Annotated in this window: 14 protein-coding genes; 10 read left to right on the top strand and 4 right to left on the bottom strand. The window is 71.1% G+C overall.

Features of this window, described 5'->3' with window-relative positions:
- From ACWEVN_RS22060 to ACWEVN_RS22045, 4 genes are all read right to left on the bottom strand, one after another.
- Positions 1 to 1,216 (bottom strand): ATP cone domain-containing protein (locus tag ACWEVN_RS22060; RefSeq protein ID WP_452052521.1); only part of this gene is annotated, 1,216 nt, incomplete at its 3' end.
- A 226-nt stretch (positions 1,217 to 1,442) separates the two neighbouring features.
- On the bottom strand, positions 1,443 to 2,027 hold the full coding sequence (locus ACWEVN_RS22055) for an acetoacetate decarboxylase family protein (RefSeq protein ID WP_449688169.1): 585 nt from the start codon (positions 2,025 to 2,027) through the stop codon (positions 1,443 to 1,445).
- A complete protein-coding gene (locus ACWEVN_RS22050) occupies positions 2,024 to 2,863 on the bottom strand; it encodes an enoyl-CoA hydratase-related protein (protein ID WP_452052520.1) in 840 nt (279 codons plus the stop codon). The genes ACWEVN_RS22055 and ACWEVN_RS22050 overlap by 4 nt, the downstream gene beginning before the upstream one ends.
- Before the next feature lie 186 nt (positions 2,864 to 3,049).
- On the bottom strand, positions 3,050 to 4,231 hold the full coding sequence (locus tag ACWEVN_RS22045; RefSeq protein WP_452052519.1) for a DUF222 domain-containing protein: 1,182 nt from the start codon (positions 4,229 to 4,231) through the stop codon (positions 3,050 to 3,052).
- 154 nt (positions 4,232 to 4,385) lie between these two features.
- Between ACWEVN_RS22045 and ACWEVN_RS22040 the strand changes: the two genes are divergently transcribed.
- The 10 genes from ACWEVN_RS22040 to murJ all read left to right on the top strand — a co-directional run bounded on the left by ACWEVN_RS22040 (position 4,386) and on the right by murJ (position 16,397).
- Positions 4,386 to 5,177 carry a TIGR03084 family metal-binding protein gene (locus ACWEVN_RS22040; protein WP_452052518.1) on the top strand — a complete coding sequence of 264 codons (792 nt, stop codon included), beginning with the start codon at positions 4,386 to 4,388 and terminating at the stop codon, positions 5,175 to 5,177.
- Entirely contained in the window at positions 5,174 to 6,862 is a 1,689-nt protein-coding gene (locus tag ACWEVN_RS22035) for an acyclic terpene utilization AtuA family protein (protein ID WP_452052517.1), read from the top strand. Before ACWEVN_RS22040 ends, ACWEVN_RS22035 begins: the two co-directional genes overlap by 4 nt.
- Entirely contained in the window at positions 6,859 to 8,007 is a 1,149-nt protein-coding gene (locus ACWEVN_RS22030) for an acyl-CoA dehydrogenase family protein (RefSeq protein WP_452052516.1), read from the top strand. Before ACWEVN_RS22035 ends, ACWEVN_RS22030 begins: the two co-directional genes overlap by 4 nt.
- The gene (locus ACWEVN_RS22025) at positions 8,004 to 9,602 is read left to right on the top strand and encodes an acyl-CoA carboxylase subunit beta (protein ID WP_452052515.1); all 1,599 of its coding nucleotides are present in this window, start codon (positions 8,004 to 8,006) and stop codon (positions 9,600 to 9,602) included. Before ACWEVN_RS22030 ends, ACWEVN_RS22025 begins: the two co-directional genes overlap by 4 nt.
- Before the next feature lie 7 nt (positions 9,603 to 9,609).
- Positions 9,610 to 11,559: an acetyl/propionyl/methylcrotonyl-CoA carboxylase subunit alpha gene (locus tag ACWEVN_RS22020; RefSeq protein WP_452052514.1), complete on the top strand. Its 1,950-nt coding sequence runs from the start codon at positions 9,610 to 9,612 to the stop codon at positions 11,557 to 11,559.
- A complete protein-coding gene (locus ACWEVN_RS22015; protein ID WP_452052513.1) occupies positions 11,556 to 12,722 on the top strand; it encodes an acyl-CoA dehydrogenase family protein in 1,167 nt (388 codons plus the stop codon). The genes ACWEVN_RS22020 and ACWEVN_RS22015 overlap by 4 nt, the downstream gene beginning before the upstream one ends.
- 9 nt (positions 12,723 to 12,731) lie before the next feature.
- Positions 12,732 to 13,568 carry an SDR family oxidoreductase gene (locus tag ACWEVN_RS22010; RefSeq protein ID WP_452052512.1) on the top strand — a complete coding sequence of 279 codons (837 nt, stop codon included), beginning with the start codon at positions 12,732 to 12,734 and terminating at the stop codon, positions 13,566 to 13,568.
- Complete coding sequence (locus ACWEVN_RS22005) at positions 13,565 to 14,161, top strand: TetR/AcrR family transcriptional regulator (protein WP_449684106.1); 597 nt, start codon at positions 13,565 to 13,567, stop codon at positions 14,159 to 14,161. The genes ACWEVN_RS22010 and ACWEVN_RS22005 overlap by 4 nt, the downstream gene beginning before the upstream one ends.
- 121 nt (positions 14,162 to 14,282) lie before the next feature.
- Entirely contained in the window at positions 14,283 to 14,540 is a 258-nt protein-coding gene (locus ACWEVN_RS22000) for a hypothetical protein (protein ID WP_310977060.1), read from the top strand.
- Between the two features lie 75 nt (positions 14,541 to 14,615).
- Positions 14,616 to 16,397, top strand: coding sequence for a murein biosynthesis integral membrane protein MurJ (gene murJ, locus ACWEVN_RS21995; protein ID WP_452052511.1), 1,782 nt, complete (start codon positions 14,616 to 14,618; stop codon positions 16,395 to 16,397).
- Positions 16,398 to 16,536 lie beyond the last annotated feature (139 nt).

The raw sequence follows: 16,536 nt of genomic DNA, 5'->3' as shown, positions 1-16,536 counted from the left end.
ACTGGCCGTTGGTGCCCTTGATGTGCGCGCCGAGGCCGCGGACCGGCGTCCAGTCGTTGCCGAGGCCGCCCGAGTACTTCGCCAGCAGCGCGTTGTTCTTGTAGGCCTGGAAGATCGAGTCCAGGTCGTCGTCCACCGTGGTCAGGAAGCAGGACGACAGCTGCGGGCGCGTGGTGCCCGAGTTGAACAGCGTCGGCGTCGAGGCCATGAAGTGGAAGCTCGACAGCAGTTCGTAGAACTCGATCGCGCGGGCTTCGCGGTCGTCTTCCCGGATCGCGAGACCCATGGCCACGCGCATGAAGAACGCCTGCGGCAGCTCGAAGCGGGTGCCCTCGTGGTGCTGGAAGTACCGGTCGTACAGCGTCTGCAGGCCGAGGAACCCGAAGTCGAGGTCACGCTCGGGGCGGATCGCGGCGGTGATCTTGTCCAGGTCGAAGCGCTGCAGCTCGCCGTCGACCAGCTCCAGCTCGATCGCGCGGCGCAGGTAGGCGCGGAAGTACGCCGGGTACTCGGCGGCCATCTCGTCCTGGCTGGCCTGACGCGGCTTCTGCGCGAGGTAGCTCAGTGCTTCGCCGCGCAGCTTGTCCAGCAGCAGGCGGGCGGAGACGTAGGAGTAGTTCGGCTCCTGCTCGACCAGCACGCGGGCGGCCATGATCTGGGCCAGGGCGAGCTCGTCGGCGCTGATGCCGTCGTAGAGGTTGCGCTTGGTCTCGGCCAGCACCGGCTCGGCCGTGACGTCGTCGAGGCCGGCGACGGCCTCGCCCACCACGTGGGAAACGCGGGCCCAGTCGAGCGGACGCAGGACGCCGTCGGTGCCCTTGACGTTCAGCGCGGCCTCGGCCGCGGCCGGCTTGGCGGCCTCGCGGGCCTTCGCGCGCTCCTCGCGGTAGAGGACGTAGGCGCGAGCGACCTTGTGGTGCTCACCGCGCATGAGGGCGAGCTCGACGATGTCCTGGATCTGCTCGATGTGCAGGGCGGTCTCGGGGCCGGCGTGGCGCAGCAGGCTGGTCTCGACCTGCTGGGTCAGCTCCGCGACGACGTGGTGCACGCGGGAGGACGCGGCGGCGTCGCCGCCCTCGACCGCGAGGAACGCCTTGGTCAGCGCGACCGAGATCTTCCCGGCGTCGAACGGCGACACGCTGCCGTCCCGCCGGATGACCCGGATCGCGGTGGGTGAGTCGGCAGCGGACGGCCGCTGACCGGTTTCGACTGACATGCGTGTCTCCAAGTTTTCGGGCGCGTTCGATCGCCGCACGGCCTCGCGAGGCCGTGCGCTGCGGTTTTCGGAAAGCTGCCCGGCGACCCTCCGCAGCGGTCTCCCCGTCGCTGGGGGCTGCCGGTGTTGAGAGACTACATGTTGGGGTCGAGCCGCGCGCGGGACCCTAAATGGCGTGTCGCGGGTCCTCACCCTGCCGGGTGGCGTGATCACCCAGAGGTGCTGCTCAAGCCCCGAACCGCAGTTCGCTGCCGGGCAGCGCGAGGCTCAGGAACGGCCGCCGGCCGGCCAGGTAACCGAGCGGGCCGCGCGCGTTGACCGCCCAGTCGGCCGCGGCGAGCCCGGGCCGGATCTTCGCGCCGACCGGCGTCCGGACGGGCGTGCCGGCGCGGTCCTGGAGGACGTCGAACCGGCTCGGGAGGGCGAGCGGCGAGCCCGGCCGCGGCGTGAAGGCGGCGGTGGCGATCCAGTCGTCACCGGTGGCCGCGGTGTAGGTGCGGTCGGTGAACTGGAGGGCGGCGAGGTCCTTCGGGATGGCCCACAGCTCGCGGCCGCCGGCGAGGGAGACTTCGGAGTCGACCCAGATCTGCGTGATCGTGCAGGTGGTCCGCTTCCCGCGCACCGGGACGGCGGCGAGCAGTTCGTGGTAGGCGAGCTGCCCCGGCTCCCGGTAACTGATCCAGGCGGTGAAGACGGAGGTGAACCCGGCGACGGACAGGGCGCCGGGGTGCACGTCGCGCGCGGGGACGCGCCAGATCGAGACGTGCGCGTCGGCGACGAGGTGCCAGGGCTGCGGCGGGTAGGCGGTCATTTCTCCAGCCAGGGCAGGTAGTCGGGCAGGTCCTTCTCGACGCGCATCCCGAACGACGGCGGCCGTTTCTGCAGGAAGGAGAGGACACCCTCGACGGCGTCCGGGTTCGCGCCGAGCCCGCCGATCAGCTTCGAGTCCAGTTCGTGCACCGGGAACGGCGACCCGGCGCTCGCCATCCGGTAGAGCAGCTGCCGTGTGACGGCGACCGACACCGGCGCGGTCGTCTCGACGATCTCCTTCGCGACCTTCTTCGCTTCGTCCAGCACGGTGCCGGTGGGGAAGACCTTGTGCACCAAGCCTTTCTCCAGCGCCTCGGCCGCATCGAAGACGCGCCCGCTGACCATCCAGTCGAGCGCGGTGCCCATCCCGACGAGCCGGGGCAGGAACCAGGCGGACGCGCCTTCGGGGTAGATGCCGCGGCGGGTGAAGACGAAGCCGAACCGCGAGTCCTCCGAGGCGAGCCGGTAGTCGCACGAGAGCGTGATGGTGAGCCCGCCGCCCACGGCGGCCCCGTGCAGGGCGGCGATGACGGGCTTGTTCATGGCGAAGATCCGCTTCGAGCACCGGCCGGCGGGCTCCTGCCAGGCGTCCCCGGGCCCCTCGGCGGGATCGAAGTCGAAGCCGCCTTGGGAGAGATCGGCGCCGACGCAGAAGTCCTTCCCGGCACCGGTCAGCACGACCACCCGGACGTCCTCATCCCGATCGGCCCGTTCCATGGCGGCGGCGAGCTCATCGGCCATCCGGATGGTGTAGCCGTTGCGCGCCTCGGGCCGGTTAAGGGTGACGGTGGCAATCCGGTCCTCGACGGCGTAGGTGATCTCGGCGTAGTCGGCCATGGTGAGGAAGCTATTGCAGCGGGACGCTACTGGCAAGATGTCAATAGTGGGATTGCGTCGGCTGGGCGGCGCGGGCGTGGGGCTCGCGGCCGGTCCGGACCGGTGCCCGCCGCGTCGTGGGGCGTCGGAGTCGTGGACGCGCGGGTGTGGGCCCGCGGCCGTGTGGCCGCGGGGCCTTTCCCGTGTTCAGGCTGCGAATGGCAGCGGTTCGTGGAGGTTGTTGCGGCGGGGTTTTCGGCGGCGGTCGAGGAAGGTGGGTGGGAGGAATTCGGGGAGGCCGTCGGGGGCGATGCGGACTTCCCAGCCGGAGCGGTGCAGCAGCCGGTGGTGGTGGGCGCACATCAACACCAGGTTGTTCAGGTCAGTAGGGCCGCCGTCGGCCCAGTGCCGGATGTGGTGGCCTTGGCAGTGCCGGGGTGGGCGGTGGCAGCCGGGGAACGCGCAACCTCGGTCGCGCAGGAACAGGGCGCGGCGCAGCCCGGCGGAGATCAAGCGGCGGAGGCGCCCGAGGTTGAGGGGTTCACTTTTCGCACCCAGCACGGCGGGGATGATCATGGCGTCGCAGGCATGGACGCGGGCTTCGGCCGCGGTCATGGTCCCGGTGTCACCGAGCGTGGCCTGACCGGTGCCGGACTGCAGGTCGGTGAGGGAGACCGCGACCATGACGTGCGCTCGTTCCCCGGCCTGCATCGGCAAGTCCGGGGAATTGAGGGCCAGGTCGATGGCGTCGGAGAAGGCGTCGCCGTAACGCTGCGGCATCGCGCGGTGGTCGGGGCCGTCGTCGCCGGTGCGGCGCTCGGCCAAGGCATCGAGGAGGGCGCTGGCGCGGGTGCCGGTTTCGTCGTCGAACTTGCCGTTGAGCTCCCAGACCCCGGATCTTCGGCGACGCAGAAACAGTTCCCGGGTGGGAGTGGAAGGTTCGGTGTCGTCGGGTTCGGCACCATCGGGGTTGAGGTGAGCGAGGATCCGGGCACCGAGGACCGCGACCTGCTTGTGCCCGGCCTCGGCAGCGAACGCCAACAGATCAGCCTCGACGTGGTCACGGTGCTCGGGCGGAACCTCGGCCAGGACCGCAACACCCGTGGCCGGCGCCAGGGCGGGGATCGGGGTGCCATCGAGGTTGCGGCCGGAATTGACCAAACGAGCCCGCTTCACCAGACGTTCCGCCGCCGACCTCGGAAGGTCACCCAGGTGCTCCAGCAACCGGGCAACAGACCGGTACCCGAACACCTCCATCACCCCGCGCTGCTCGATCTCCACCACCAGCGCCCCCAGCTCAGCCTCCGCAGACCGCATACACGCGAGCAACTCACCCAGGCGGTCGGCAAAAGCCACCGCCTCGGCGGACGAACGAGCGCTGTCGGACATAGATCAAGATTACCGACCATCGAACACAAGTTCACCACTCGAACGGGTGCAAAGCGTGGACCTCGGGACAGCGGCCGGGCAAGAAACAATCAGGCGTGCTTGATTTTTCCGACCACCGCTGCCACCCTGGCCTCAGGACGCAAGGAGGCGGGCGATGGCGGACCTCGGCGTGATCCTCGGGGATCTCGACGCGGAGACACAGACGATCGACGACGCGGTGGCGGCGCTCCCGGACGCGGACTGGGCGCGCGCGACTCCCGCCGAGGGGTGGACGATCGCGCACCAGATCGCGCACCTGGCCTGGACCGATCGCAAGGCCCTGATCGCGGCCGCGCACCCGGAGAACTGGCAGGCCGAGGTCGAAGAGCTCCTCAAAGCCGGCGAGACCTACGTCGACGACGGGGCCGCCGACGGCGCGCAGCGGCCGCCGCGGGAGATCCTCGAAGACTGGCGTGACGGCCGCCGGCTGCTGGCCGCGGCTCTGGAAGCGGTGCCGGACGGGCAGAAACTCCCCTGGTACGGCCCCCCGATGAGCGCCGCCTCGATGGCGACCGCGCGGATGATGGAAACCTGGGCGCACGGCCAGGACATCTTCGACACCCTGGGCCTGACCCGCGAGCCGACCGCCCGCCTCTGGCACATCGCCCGCTTCGGCATCCGGACCCGCGACTTCGCCTACAAGGTCCACTCGCTCGCCCCGCCGGCCGAGGAGTTCCGCGTCGAACTCACCGCGCCCGACGGCTCCACCTGGGCCTTCGGGCCCGAGAACGCCGAGCAGCGGCTCACCGGCACCGCCCTGGACTTCTGCCTGGTCGTCACCCAGCGGCGGCACCCCGCCGACACCGATCTCGTCGCCCACGGCGCCGACGTCGAAGAGTGGCTCGGCATCGCGCAGGCCTTCGCCGGGCCGCCGGGCAACGGCCGGAAGCCGGGGCAGTTCGCATGACCTACCGCATCGGCAACGCGTCCGGGTTCTACGGCGATCGGTTCTCCGCCGTCCGCGAGATGCTCACCGGCGGCCCGCTCGACGTCCTGACCGGCGACTACCTCGCCGAGCTGACCATGCTCATCCTCGGCCGCGACCGGATGAAGGACGCCACCCGCGGCTACGCCAAGACCTTCCTCCGGCAGATGGAGGAAAACCTCGGGCTGGCGCAGGAAAAAGGCGTCAAGATCGTCGCCAACGCCGGGGGGCTCAACCCGGCCGGGCTGGCCGGCGCGCTCCGCGAACTGGCCGGGAAACTCGGGCTCGACGTCAAGATCGCCCACGTCGAGGGCGACGACCTCGTCCACCGCGCCGACGAGCTGGACCTCGGCCAACCGCTGACCGCCAACGCCTACCTCGGTGCCTGGGGCATCGCGGAGTGCCTGAACGCGGGCGCCGACGTCGTCGTCACCGGCCGCGTCACCGACGCCTCCGTCATCGTCGGCCCGGCCGCCGCGCACTACGGCTGGGCCCGTGACGACTTCGACGCGCTCGCCGGCGCGGTCGCGGCCGGGCACGTCATCGAGTGCGGGGCCCAGGCCACCGGCGGCAACTACGCCTTCTTCACCGAGCACACCCTCGGCGTGTCCGGCTTCCCGATCGCCGAGATCGAAGCCGACGGCTCCAGCGTCATCACCAAGCACCCGGGCACCGGCGGTGTGGTGAACGCCGGCACCGTCACCGCCCAGCTGCTGTACGAGATCACCGGCGCGCGGTACGCCGGGCCGGACGTCACGACCCGGTTCGACACGCTGTCGCTGACCGAAGACGGGCCGGACCGCGTCCGCATCTCCGGCGTCCGCGGGGAAGCGCCGCCGCCGACGCTGAAGGTCGCCCTCAACACCCTCGGCGGGTTCCGCAACGAGACGACGTTCGTCCTCACCGGACTCGACATCGAGGCGAAAGCCGCCCTAGTGCGCGAACAGCTCGAAGCGTCCATGAAGGACCGTCCGCCCGCCGACGTCCGGTGGACCCTGGCCCGCACCGACCACGCCGACGCCGACACCGAGCAGACCGCGAGCGCGCTGCTGCACGTCGCCGTCAAGGACGCCGACCCGAAGGTCGCCGGACGCGCGTTCACCGGCGCCGCCGTCGAACTCGCGCTGGCCAGCTACCCCGGGTTCCACGTCATCGCGCCGCCGTCGGACGCCTCGCCGTACGGCGTCTACACCGCGGCTCACGTGGCGGCCGGCAAGGTGCCGCACGTCGCCGTCCTGCCGGACGGCATGCGTGTCGACATAGCGCCTTCGGCGTCCACTCAGGATCTGTCCGATGTGGACGAGCCCGCGCTGCCCGAACCGCTCGGCCACGGGCCGGTGCGGCGGGTGCCCCTGGGCACGATCGCCGGGGCGCGCAGCGGCGACAAGGGCGGCAACGCCAACGTCGGCGTCTGGGTGCGCTCCGAAGAGGCCTGGCGGTGGCTCGTGCACCGGCTCACCGTGGCGGAGTTCAAGCTGCTGCTGCCCGAAACCGCCGACCTGCCGGTGACCCGGTACCTGCTGCCGAACCTGCGGGCGATGAACTTCGTCGTCGAAGGCATCCTCGGGGAGGGGGTCGCGTCGCAGGCGCGGTTCGACCCGCAGGCGAAGGCGCTCGGCGAGTGGCTGCGGTCGCGGGAGATCGACGTCCCCGAGGTGCTCCGGTGACCGATCCCTTCCGGACGCCCGAACGGGCCGAACTGCGCAAGACCGTGCGGAAGTTCGTCGAGCAGGAGGTCCTGCCGCACCTCGACGACTGGGAACGCGCCGGCGAGCTGCCGCGCGAGCTGCACCGCAAGGCCGGGGACCTCGGCCTGCTCGGCGTCGCCTTCCCCGAGGAGATCGGCGGGGGAGACGGCAACTACCTCGACGCCCTGGTCGTCGCCGAGGAGATGCACTACGCGGGCGGCTCCGGCGGCCTGTTCGCGTCGCTGTTCACCTGCGGCATCGCCGTCCCGCACATCGCCGAGGCCGGCGAACCGGTCCAGATCGAACGCTGGGTGCGGCCCGCCCTCGACGGAACCAAGATCGGGTCCCTCGCCGTCACCGAACCGGACGGCGGGTCCGACGTCGCCGGCATCCGCACCACCGCGGTCCGCGAGGGCGACGAATACGTCGTCAACGGCGCCAAGACGTTCATCACCTCCGGCTGCCGCGCCGACTTCGTGACGACGGTGGTGCGCACCGGTGGCGACGGCGCACACGGGCTCTCGCTGATCGTCGTCGAACGCGGCACGCCGGGCTTCACGGTGAGCCGCAAGCTCGACAAGATGGGCTGGCTCTGCTCCGACACCGCCGAACTGTCCTACATGGACGTCCGGGTCCCGGCGGAGAACCTGGTGGGGGCAGAGAACAGCGGCTTCGCTCAGGTGGCCACCCAGTTCGTCACCGAGCGGCTTTCGCTGGCCGTGCAGGCGTACGCGCACGCCCAGCGGGCGCTCGACCTGACGCTGGACTGGTGCCGGCTGCGCGAGACGTTCGGCCGCCCGCTCATCTCGCGGCAGGTCGTCCAGCACAAGCTCACCGAAATGGCGCGCAAGATCGACGTGGCCCGCACCTACACCCGGCAGGCCGCGATCCGGCACGTCTCGGGCGAGGAAGTCATCGCCGAAGCCTGTTTCTCCAAGAACACCGCCGTCGAGGCCGCCGAATGGGTGGTCAGCGAGGCCGTCCAGCTGCACGGCGGGCTCGGCTACATGCGCGAGTCCGAAGTGGAGCGGCACTACCGCGACGTCCGGATCCTCGGCATCGGCGGCGGCACCACCGAGATCCTCACCGGCCTGGCCGCGAAGCGATTGGGATACACCTCGTGACTGCTCTGAGGTCCACAGTGGACACGCGGGCCGCCGAGTTCGGCGCGAACCGCGAAGCGATGCTGGAGAAGCTCGCCGAGATCGACGCCGAACACGCCAAGGCCGTCGCCGGCGGTGGCGAGAAGTACGTCGAACGGCACCGCAAGCGCGGCAAGCTCCTGGCCCGGGAACGGATCGAGCTGCTGCTCGACGCGGATTCGCCGTTCCTGGAGCTGTCGCCGCTGGCCGCTTGGGGCACCGACTACCGCGTCGGCGCGAGCCTGGTCACCGGGATCGGGGTCGTCGAAGGCGTCGAGTGCCTGATCTCGGCCAGCGATCCGACGGTCAAGGGCGGCGCGAGCAACCCGTGGACGACGAAGAAGAGCTTCCGGGCCGCGGACATCGCCGCGCAGAACCGGCTGCCGTCGATCAACCTCGTCGAGTCCGGCGGCGCGGACCTGCCGACGCAGAAGGAGATCTTCATCCCCGGCGGCCGGATCTTCCGCGACATCACGCGGGCCTCGGCCGCGGGCTGCCCGACGATCGCGCTGGTTTTCGGCAACTCCACGGCGGGCGGCGCGTACCTGCCGGGCATGTCGGACTACGTCGTGATGGTGAAGGAACGCGCGAAGGTGTTCCTCGGCGGGCCGCCGCTGGTCAAGATGGCGACCGGCGAGGAGTCCGACGACGAGTCGCTGGGCGGGGCCGAGATGCACGCGCGGACCTCCGGCCTGGCCGACTACCTGGCCGTCGACGAGCAGGACGCGATCCGGTTGGGCCGCAACATCGTCAAGCGGCTCAACTGGACCAAGCAGGGGCCGTCTCCGAAACCGGACTACGAAGAGCCGCTCCACGACAGCGAGGACCTGCTCGGCATCGTCCCGACCGACCTCAAGGTGCCGTTCGACCCGCGCGAGGTGATCGCCCGCGTCGTCGACGGTTCCGACTTCGACGAGTTCAAGCCGCTCTACGGATCGAGCCTGGTCACCGGCTGGGCGAGCATCCACGGCTACCCGGTCGGCGTGCTGGCCAACGCGCAGGGGGTGCTGTTCGGCGAGGAGTCGCAGAAGGCCGCGCAGTTCATCCAGCTGGCCAACCAGATCCACACGCCGCTGGTGTTCCTGCACAACACGACCGGCTACATGGTCGGCAAGGAGTACGAGCAGAGCGGCATCATCAAGCACGGCGCGATGATGATCAACGCCGTCTCGAACTCGAAGGTGCCGCACCTGTCCGTCCTCATGGGAGCGTCCTACGGCGCCGGGCACTACGGGATGTGCGGCCGCGCCTACGATCCCCGGTTCCTGTTCGCGTGGCCGAGCGCGAAGTCCGCGGTGATGGGCCCGGCGCAGCTGGCCGGCGTGCTGTCCATCGTGGCCCGCGCGGCCGCCGAAAGCCGTGGCCAGGAGTACAACGAGGAACACGACAAGGCCATGCGGGCCATGGTCGAGGGGCAGATCGAGGCCGAGTCGATGCCGATGTTCCTCTCCGGCATGCTCTACGACGACGGCATCATCGACCCGCGCGACACCCGCACCGTGCTGGGCCTGAGCCTGTCCGCGATCCACAATGGACCAGTGAAGGGCGCCGAGGGCTTCGGCGTCTTCCGGATGTGAGCGAGCGATGATCCAGAACCTGCTGGTCGCCAACCGCGGCGAGATCGCCCGCCGCGTCTTCCGCACCTGCCGCGACGCCGGGATCGGCACGGTCGCGGTGTTCTCCGACGCCGATGCCGCCGCGCCGCACACCCTGGAGGCCGACGCGGCCGTCCGGCTGCCCGGCAACGCGCCGTCCGAGACGTACCTGCGGGCGGACCTGCTGGTCAAGGCCGCGGCCGAGACCGGCGCCGACGCCGTCCACCCCGGGTACGGCTTCCTGTCCGAGAACGCCGCGTTCGCCCGGGCGGTCCTCGACGCCGGGCTGACGTGGGTCGGGCCGCCGCCGGAGGCCATCGAGACCATGGGCTCCAAAGTGGAGTCCAAGCGCCTGATGGCCGCGGCCGGGGTGCCGGTGCTGTCCGAACTGGACCCGGCTTCGGTGACCGCGGACGACCTGCCGCTGCTGGTCAAGGCGTCCGCCGGTGGTGGCGGCCGCGGCATGCGCGTGGTCCGCTCGCTCGACGAGCTGGCCGAGGCGGTCGAAGGCGCCAGTGCCGAGGCCGGGTCGGCGTTCGGCGACCCGACCGTCTTCTGCGAGCGCTACCTGGAGACCGGACGCCACATCGAGGTCCAGGTGCTGGCCGACCGGCACGGCACGGTGTGGGCGGTGGGGGAGCGGGAGTGCTCCATCCAGCGCCGGCACCAGAAGGTCGTCGAGGAAGCGCCGTCGCCGTTCGTCGACGCGGCCATGCGCGAGGAGCTGTTCGAAGCCGCGCGCAAGGCCGCCAAGGCGATCGACTACGTCGGCGCGGGCACGGTCGAGTTCCTCGCCGCTCCGGACGGCCGGTTCTACTTCCTCGAGATGAACACCCGGCTGCAGGTGGAGCACCCGGTCACCGAGAACGTCACGGGCCTCGACCTGGTCGCCCTGCAGCTGCGGATCGCCGAGGGCGAGCGCCTGCCGGCCGGCCCGCCGCCCACCGTCGGTCACGCCATCGAGGTCCGGCTCTACGCCGAAGACCCGGCCGCGGGCTGGCAGCCGCAGAGCGGCACGCTGCACACCTTCGAAGTACCCGACGTGGACCGTTCGTTCACGCACGGACCCGGGCTGCGGCTCGACTCCGGGTTCGAGACCGGGTCCGTGGTGGGTGTCCACTACGACCCGATGCTCGCCAAGGTGATCACCTGGGCGCCGACCCGCGCCGGAGCCGCCCGCCGGCTCGCGAAGGCCCTGGCGGCGGCGAAGATCCACGGCGTCGTCACCAACCGCGACCTCCTCGTGAACATCCTGCGGCACGAAGCCTTCCTGGCGGGGGAGACCGACACGGCGTTCTTCGACCGGCACGGCCTCGACACCCTCGCCGCACCTCTGGCCACGCCCGACGCCGAACGGCTCTCCGCGCTCGCCGCGGCGCTGGCGGACGCGGCGGGCAACCGGGCGTCGGCGACCACGCAGAGCAGGCTGCCGAGTGGCTGGCGCAACGTCCGCTCGGCCGGCCAGCGCAGGGTCTTCACGGTGGCCGACCGCGAGTACGAGGTGGTCTACTCGCTGACCCGCGACGGCCTCCGCGCCGACGGCTTCGAGGCCGGGCTGGTCGGCGCCGAGCCGGGGCGGGTCGTGCTCGACATCGGCGGCGTGCGGCGCGCGTTCGACGTCGCCCGGCACGACGGCGTGTCCTATGTGGACTCCGCGCTCGGTTCGGTGGCGCTGAGGGCCGAGCCGCGGTTCGCGGACCCGGACGCGGCCCTGGCCGCGGGGTCGCTGGTGGCGCCGATGCCCGGCACGGTCGTCCGGCTCGCCGTGCAGGCGGGGGACCCGGTCAAGGCCGGCGACCCGCTGCTGTGGCTCGAAGCGATGAAGATGGAACACCGGATCGCCGCCCCCGCCGACGGCGTGGTCGCGGAACTGCCGGTGACGGTCGGACAGCAGGTCGAAGTGGGCACGATCCTCGCGGTGGTGGGAGAAGCAGAATGAACGCGATGAACTTCGTCGAGCCGGAGGAGCGGACCGCGCTTCGCAAGGCCGTCGCCGAACTCGGCGCCAAGTACGGGCACGAGTACTACGCCCGCAAGGCCCGCGCGGACGAGAAGACGCACGAACTGTGGGACGAGGCCGGGCGGCTGGGCTACCTCGGCGTCAACATCCCCGAGGAGTACGGCGGCGGGGGCGCGGGCATCGCCGACCTCGCCGCGGTGCTCGAAGAGCTGGCCGCTGCGGGCTCGCCGTTGCTGCTCATGGTCGTCTCGCCGGCCATCTGCGGCACCGTGATCTCCCGGTTCGGCACCGACGAGCAGAAGAAGCAGTGGCTGCCCGGCATCGCCGACGGCACCAAGCGGATGGTGTTCGCGATCACCGAGCCGGACGCCGGGTCGAACTCGCACAAGATCACCACCACCGCACGGCGCGACGCCGGCGGCTGGGTCCTCAACGGGCGCAAGGTCTACATCTCCGGCGTGGACGAGGCCGACGCCGTGCTGGTCGTCGGCCGCACCGAGGACGCGAAGACCGGCCGCCTCAAGCCGGCGCTGTTCATCCTGCCGACCGGCACCCCGGGTTTCGAGCACACGAAGATCCCGATGGACATCGTCGCGCCGGAGAACCAGTTCTCGCTGTTCCTCGACGACGTCCACCTGCCCGCCGAAGCGCTGGTCGGCGAGGAGGACGCGGCGATCGCGCAATTGTTCGCCGGCCTCAACCCGGAACGCATCATGGGCGCGTCGTTCTCGCTCGGCATCGCCCGGTACGCGCTGGCCAAGGCCGTCGGCTACGCGAACGAGCGGCAGGTCTGGGGCGCCCCGATCGGCACCCACCAGGGTCTCGCGCACCCGCTCGCGGAGATCAAGATCGAGCTGGAGCTCGCGAAGCTGATGACGCAGAAGGCGGCGTCGCTCTACGACTCCGGCGACGACTTCGGCGCGGGCGAGTCGGCCAACATGGCGAAGTACGCGGCGGCCGAGGTCGCCATCCGCGCGACCGACCAGGCCGTCCAGACCCACGGCGGCAACGGCCTGGCCACCGAATACGGCCTCGGCACGCTGGTCACGGCGGTGCGGCTGGGCCGGATCGCCCCGGTGAGCCGCGAGATGGTGCTCAACTTCGTCGGCCAGCACAGCCTCGGCCTGCCGAAGTCGTACTAGGAGGTCGCTGTGACCACATTGGACGGCAAGACGATCATCATGTCCGGCGGCAGCCGCGGAATCGGCGAGACGATCGCCCTGCGCGCGGCGGCCGATGGCGCGAACGTGGCCCTGCTGGCGAAGACGGCCGAGCCGCACCCGAAGCTGCCGGGCACGATCTACACGGCGGCCGAGGCGATCGAGAAGGCGGGCGGGCAGGCGTTGCCGATCATCGGCGACGTCCGCGACGACGACGGTGTCGCGGCGGCGGTGGCGAAGACCGCCGAGCAGTTCGGCGGCATCGACATCGTGGTGAACAACGCGAGCGCGATCGACCTGACGCCGACCGAGCAGGTCAGCATGAAGCGCTACGACCTGATGCAGGACATCAACGCGCGCGGCACGTTCCTGCTGTCCAAACTGGCCATCCCGCACCTGCGGCGGTCGATGAACCCGCACATCCTGACGCTGTCGCCGCCGATCAGCCTCGACGAGAAGTGGTTCACCGCCGGCCACCTCGCCTACAGCATCGCGAAGTACTCGATGAGCCTGGTGACCGTCGGGCTGGCCGCCGAACTGAAGAGCGACGGCGTCGCGGTCAATTCGCTGTGGCCCCGCACGACGATCGACACGGCGGCGATCCGCAACGTCGTCGGCGCGGAGCTGGCTTCGCGCAGCCGGACGCCGGAGATCATGGCCGACGCGGCGCACGCGATCCTGACGAAGCCGAGCCGGGAAGCCACCGGCAACTTCTTCCTCGACGACGAAGTGCTGCGGGCGGCCGGCGTCACGGACTTCGCGAAGTACCGCGTCGGCGACGCCGCCGAAGAGGACCTCCAGCTCGACTTCTGGGTGGACCCGGCTTGACCGGCATCCGCGAACCCCAGCAGGAGCGCAGCCGGACAACGCGGCGGCGCTTGATCGAGGCGGCGCTCGACAGCTTCGGCGAGCGCGGCTGGCACGGCGTGACGGTGGCCGGGATCGCCGAGCGCGCCGGCGTCTCCCGCGGCGCGGCGCAGCACCACTTCCCGGCCCGCGAGGACCTGGTGGTGGCGGCGGTCGACCTGCTCGGCGAGGCCCAGATCGACGAGCTGCGCGCCCAGGCCGCCGACCTGCCGAGCGGCGCGTCCCGCATCGAGCGCGTCGTGGAGATGGTGCTGAACCTGTACACGGGCCCGCTGTTCCGCGCGGCCCTGCAGCTGTGGTCGGTCGCGGCGACCGACGAGGCCCTGCGTGCCGTGCTGGTCCCGCTGGAGGCCCGGGTCGGCCGCGAGGCGCACCGGGTGACGGTCGAGCTGCTCGGCGTCGACGAGTCCCGGCCGGGGGTGCGGGAACTGGTCCAGGCCACGCTGGACCTGGCCCGCGGGCTCGGCCTGGCCAACCTGCTGACCGACGACACCCGCCGTCGGCGCCAGATCGTCCGCGAATGGGCCCGCACGCTGGAGCTGCGGCTGACCTGACGCGGGTTCCGAGACCGGACGGAACCTCACCCGCGCCCCAAACGTCATAGTGCCGTAAGTAACACAATCGGCCCAACGGGCGAATGACCCGTTGTAGTGGCGCAACGAGAAAGGCAGTCCGGTGTCCGGTTCAGGAGTCGAGCTCACCCACCGCGCGATGGCGATGCTGAAGGCGGTGGCCGCGGGTCGTGCGCAGATGTCGTGCAGCTGCGAGCCCGACCTCTTCATCGACGGATTCGCCTGTTGCGATCAGATCACCGCGCACGCCCTCGCCCACGGTGGCTACCTGCGGCCCGCCGTCGAAGGCGGCACCGGGCGGGTGGCCGCCGAGCTGACCGAGGCCGGGCGGGCCGTCCTGGAGATCACCGTCGCCGCCTGAGCGTCACGGAGCGTCGCTGGTTCGAACAAGTGTTCGGACTCCCGTCCGTGTGCCCGACCTGGCAGGCTTGTCCCCATGGCGGAGCACCCACGACCGGTGGACGACGAGGCGACGGTCTTCCTCCCGAGCGAGCTGCGGGGCCCGCACTGGCCGACCCGTGACCCGGACGTCTCGCGGCGCGCCTACGACGAGTTCGCCGGCCAGATCGTCGCCCGGCCGCCCGCGTCGCCGGTCAGCGCCGGGCGCGGGGAGGGTGCCGGTTCGTCGCTGGCCCGCTCCAGCGGCCGGATGGCGGTCGCCTCCGCCGTCAGCCGGGTCACCGGGTTCGTCGCGAAGCTGCTGCTCGCCGCCGTGGTCGGGGCCGGCGTCGTCAACGACTCGTTCACCGTCGCGAATACCCTGCCCAACATCGTCTTCGAACTGCTCTTCGGCGGCGTCCTCGCCAGCGTGGTGGTGCCGCTGCTGGTCCGCTCGCACGACGACCCCGACGGCGGCCGCGCCTACACCCAGCGGCTCATCACGATGGCGCTCGTGCTGCTCGCCGTCGGCACGGCCGTCGCGGTGGCGATCGCCCCGCTGTTCACCGCGCTCTACGTCGACAAATCGTCTCCGACGGCCAATCCGGCGCTGACCACCGCGCTGGCGTACCTGCTGCTGCCGCAGATCCTCTTCTACGGCCTCTTCGCGCTGCTCTCGGCGATCCTCAACGCCCAGAACGTCTTCGGCCCGCCGGCTTGGGCGCCGGTGCTGAACAACGTCGTCGTCACCAGCACGCTCGTCGTGTTCGCCGTCGTGCCGGGGGAGCTGACCCTCGACCCGGTCCGCATGAGCGACCCCAAGCTGCTCGTGCTCGGCCTCGGCACCACGCTCGGCATCGTCGCGCAGGCCGTGGTGCTCATCCCGGCGTTGCTGCGCACCGGCTTCCGGTTCCGCTGGCGCTGGGGCTTCGACCCGCGGATCAAGGAGTTCGGCGGGCTCGCCGCGTGGATCCTCGGCTACGTCGTGGTCAGCCACGTCGGATTCGTGATCACGACGAGGGTGCTGACCGGCGGCAACAGCGGCGGCGTGACGGCCTACAGCTACGCGTCCCTGCTCTTCCAGCTGCCGTACGGCATCCTCGGCGTCTCGTTGCTGACGGCGCTGATGCCGCGGATGAGCCGCGCGGCGGCGGACGGCGACACGGTCTCGCTGGTCGGCGACCTCTCGCTCGCGTCCCGCATGTCGACGGTGCTGTTCGTGCCGATTTCGGCGGTGCTGGCGGTGGTCGGCACCCCGATCGGCATCGCGATCTTCACCTGGGGCCGCGGCACCCTCGACGACGCCGAGCGGCTCGGCCAGACCCTGGCCGTCTCGGCCGTCGGGCTGCTGCCGTTCGCGCTGGTCATGCTGCAGCTGCGGGTGTTCTACGCGATGAAGGACGCCCGCACGCCGACGCTGATCATGCTCGTGATGACGGCGGTGAAGATCCCCCTCCTGCTGCTGTGCCGCGGCCTGCTCGACGGCGAGCACGTGGTGTACGGCGTCATGCTGGTCAACGGCGCCGGCTTCGTGGTCGGGGCGGTCCTCGGCCAGGTGTGGCTGTGGGTGCGGCTCGGGCACCTGCGCAGCAAGCGGTCGCTGCGGGTCGGCCTGATCACGCTCTCGGTGAGCGGGCTCGGGGTGGTGGCCGCGGTGCTGGCCGGGCACGCGGTGCCGGCGTCGTTGGGCGTGATCCCGGGAGCGTGGGTGAAGCTGCCGGTGCAGGGGCTGCTGGGGATGGCGGTGCCGTTCGGGTTGCTGGCGTTGCTGAAGCTGCCGGAGTTCACCCCGGTGACCCGCCGGGTGGCGGGGTTGCGGCGGCGGTTCGCGGCTCGTTGACGGCTACGGCCGGGAACGCGATCCGGTTGTCTCGAAACGGTAACGAGACCGCGGCGATCAGCGCGTTTACAATTGCCGCAAGGGTTTCTACTATCCACCGGGGATCAAGGCTGCCGCGGGCGAGCGTGCGCAGCGGGGG

The sequence above is a fragment of the Amycolatopsis sp. NPDC003861 genome (assembly GCF_053605405.1).
Note: the sequence above shows the minus strand (reverse complement) of the source record. Positions and strands in the feature narration are given on the sequence as shown.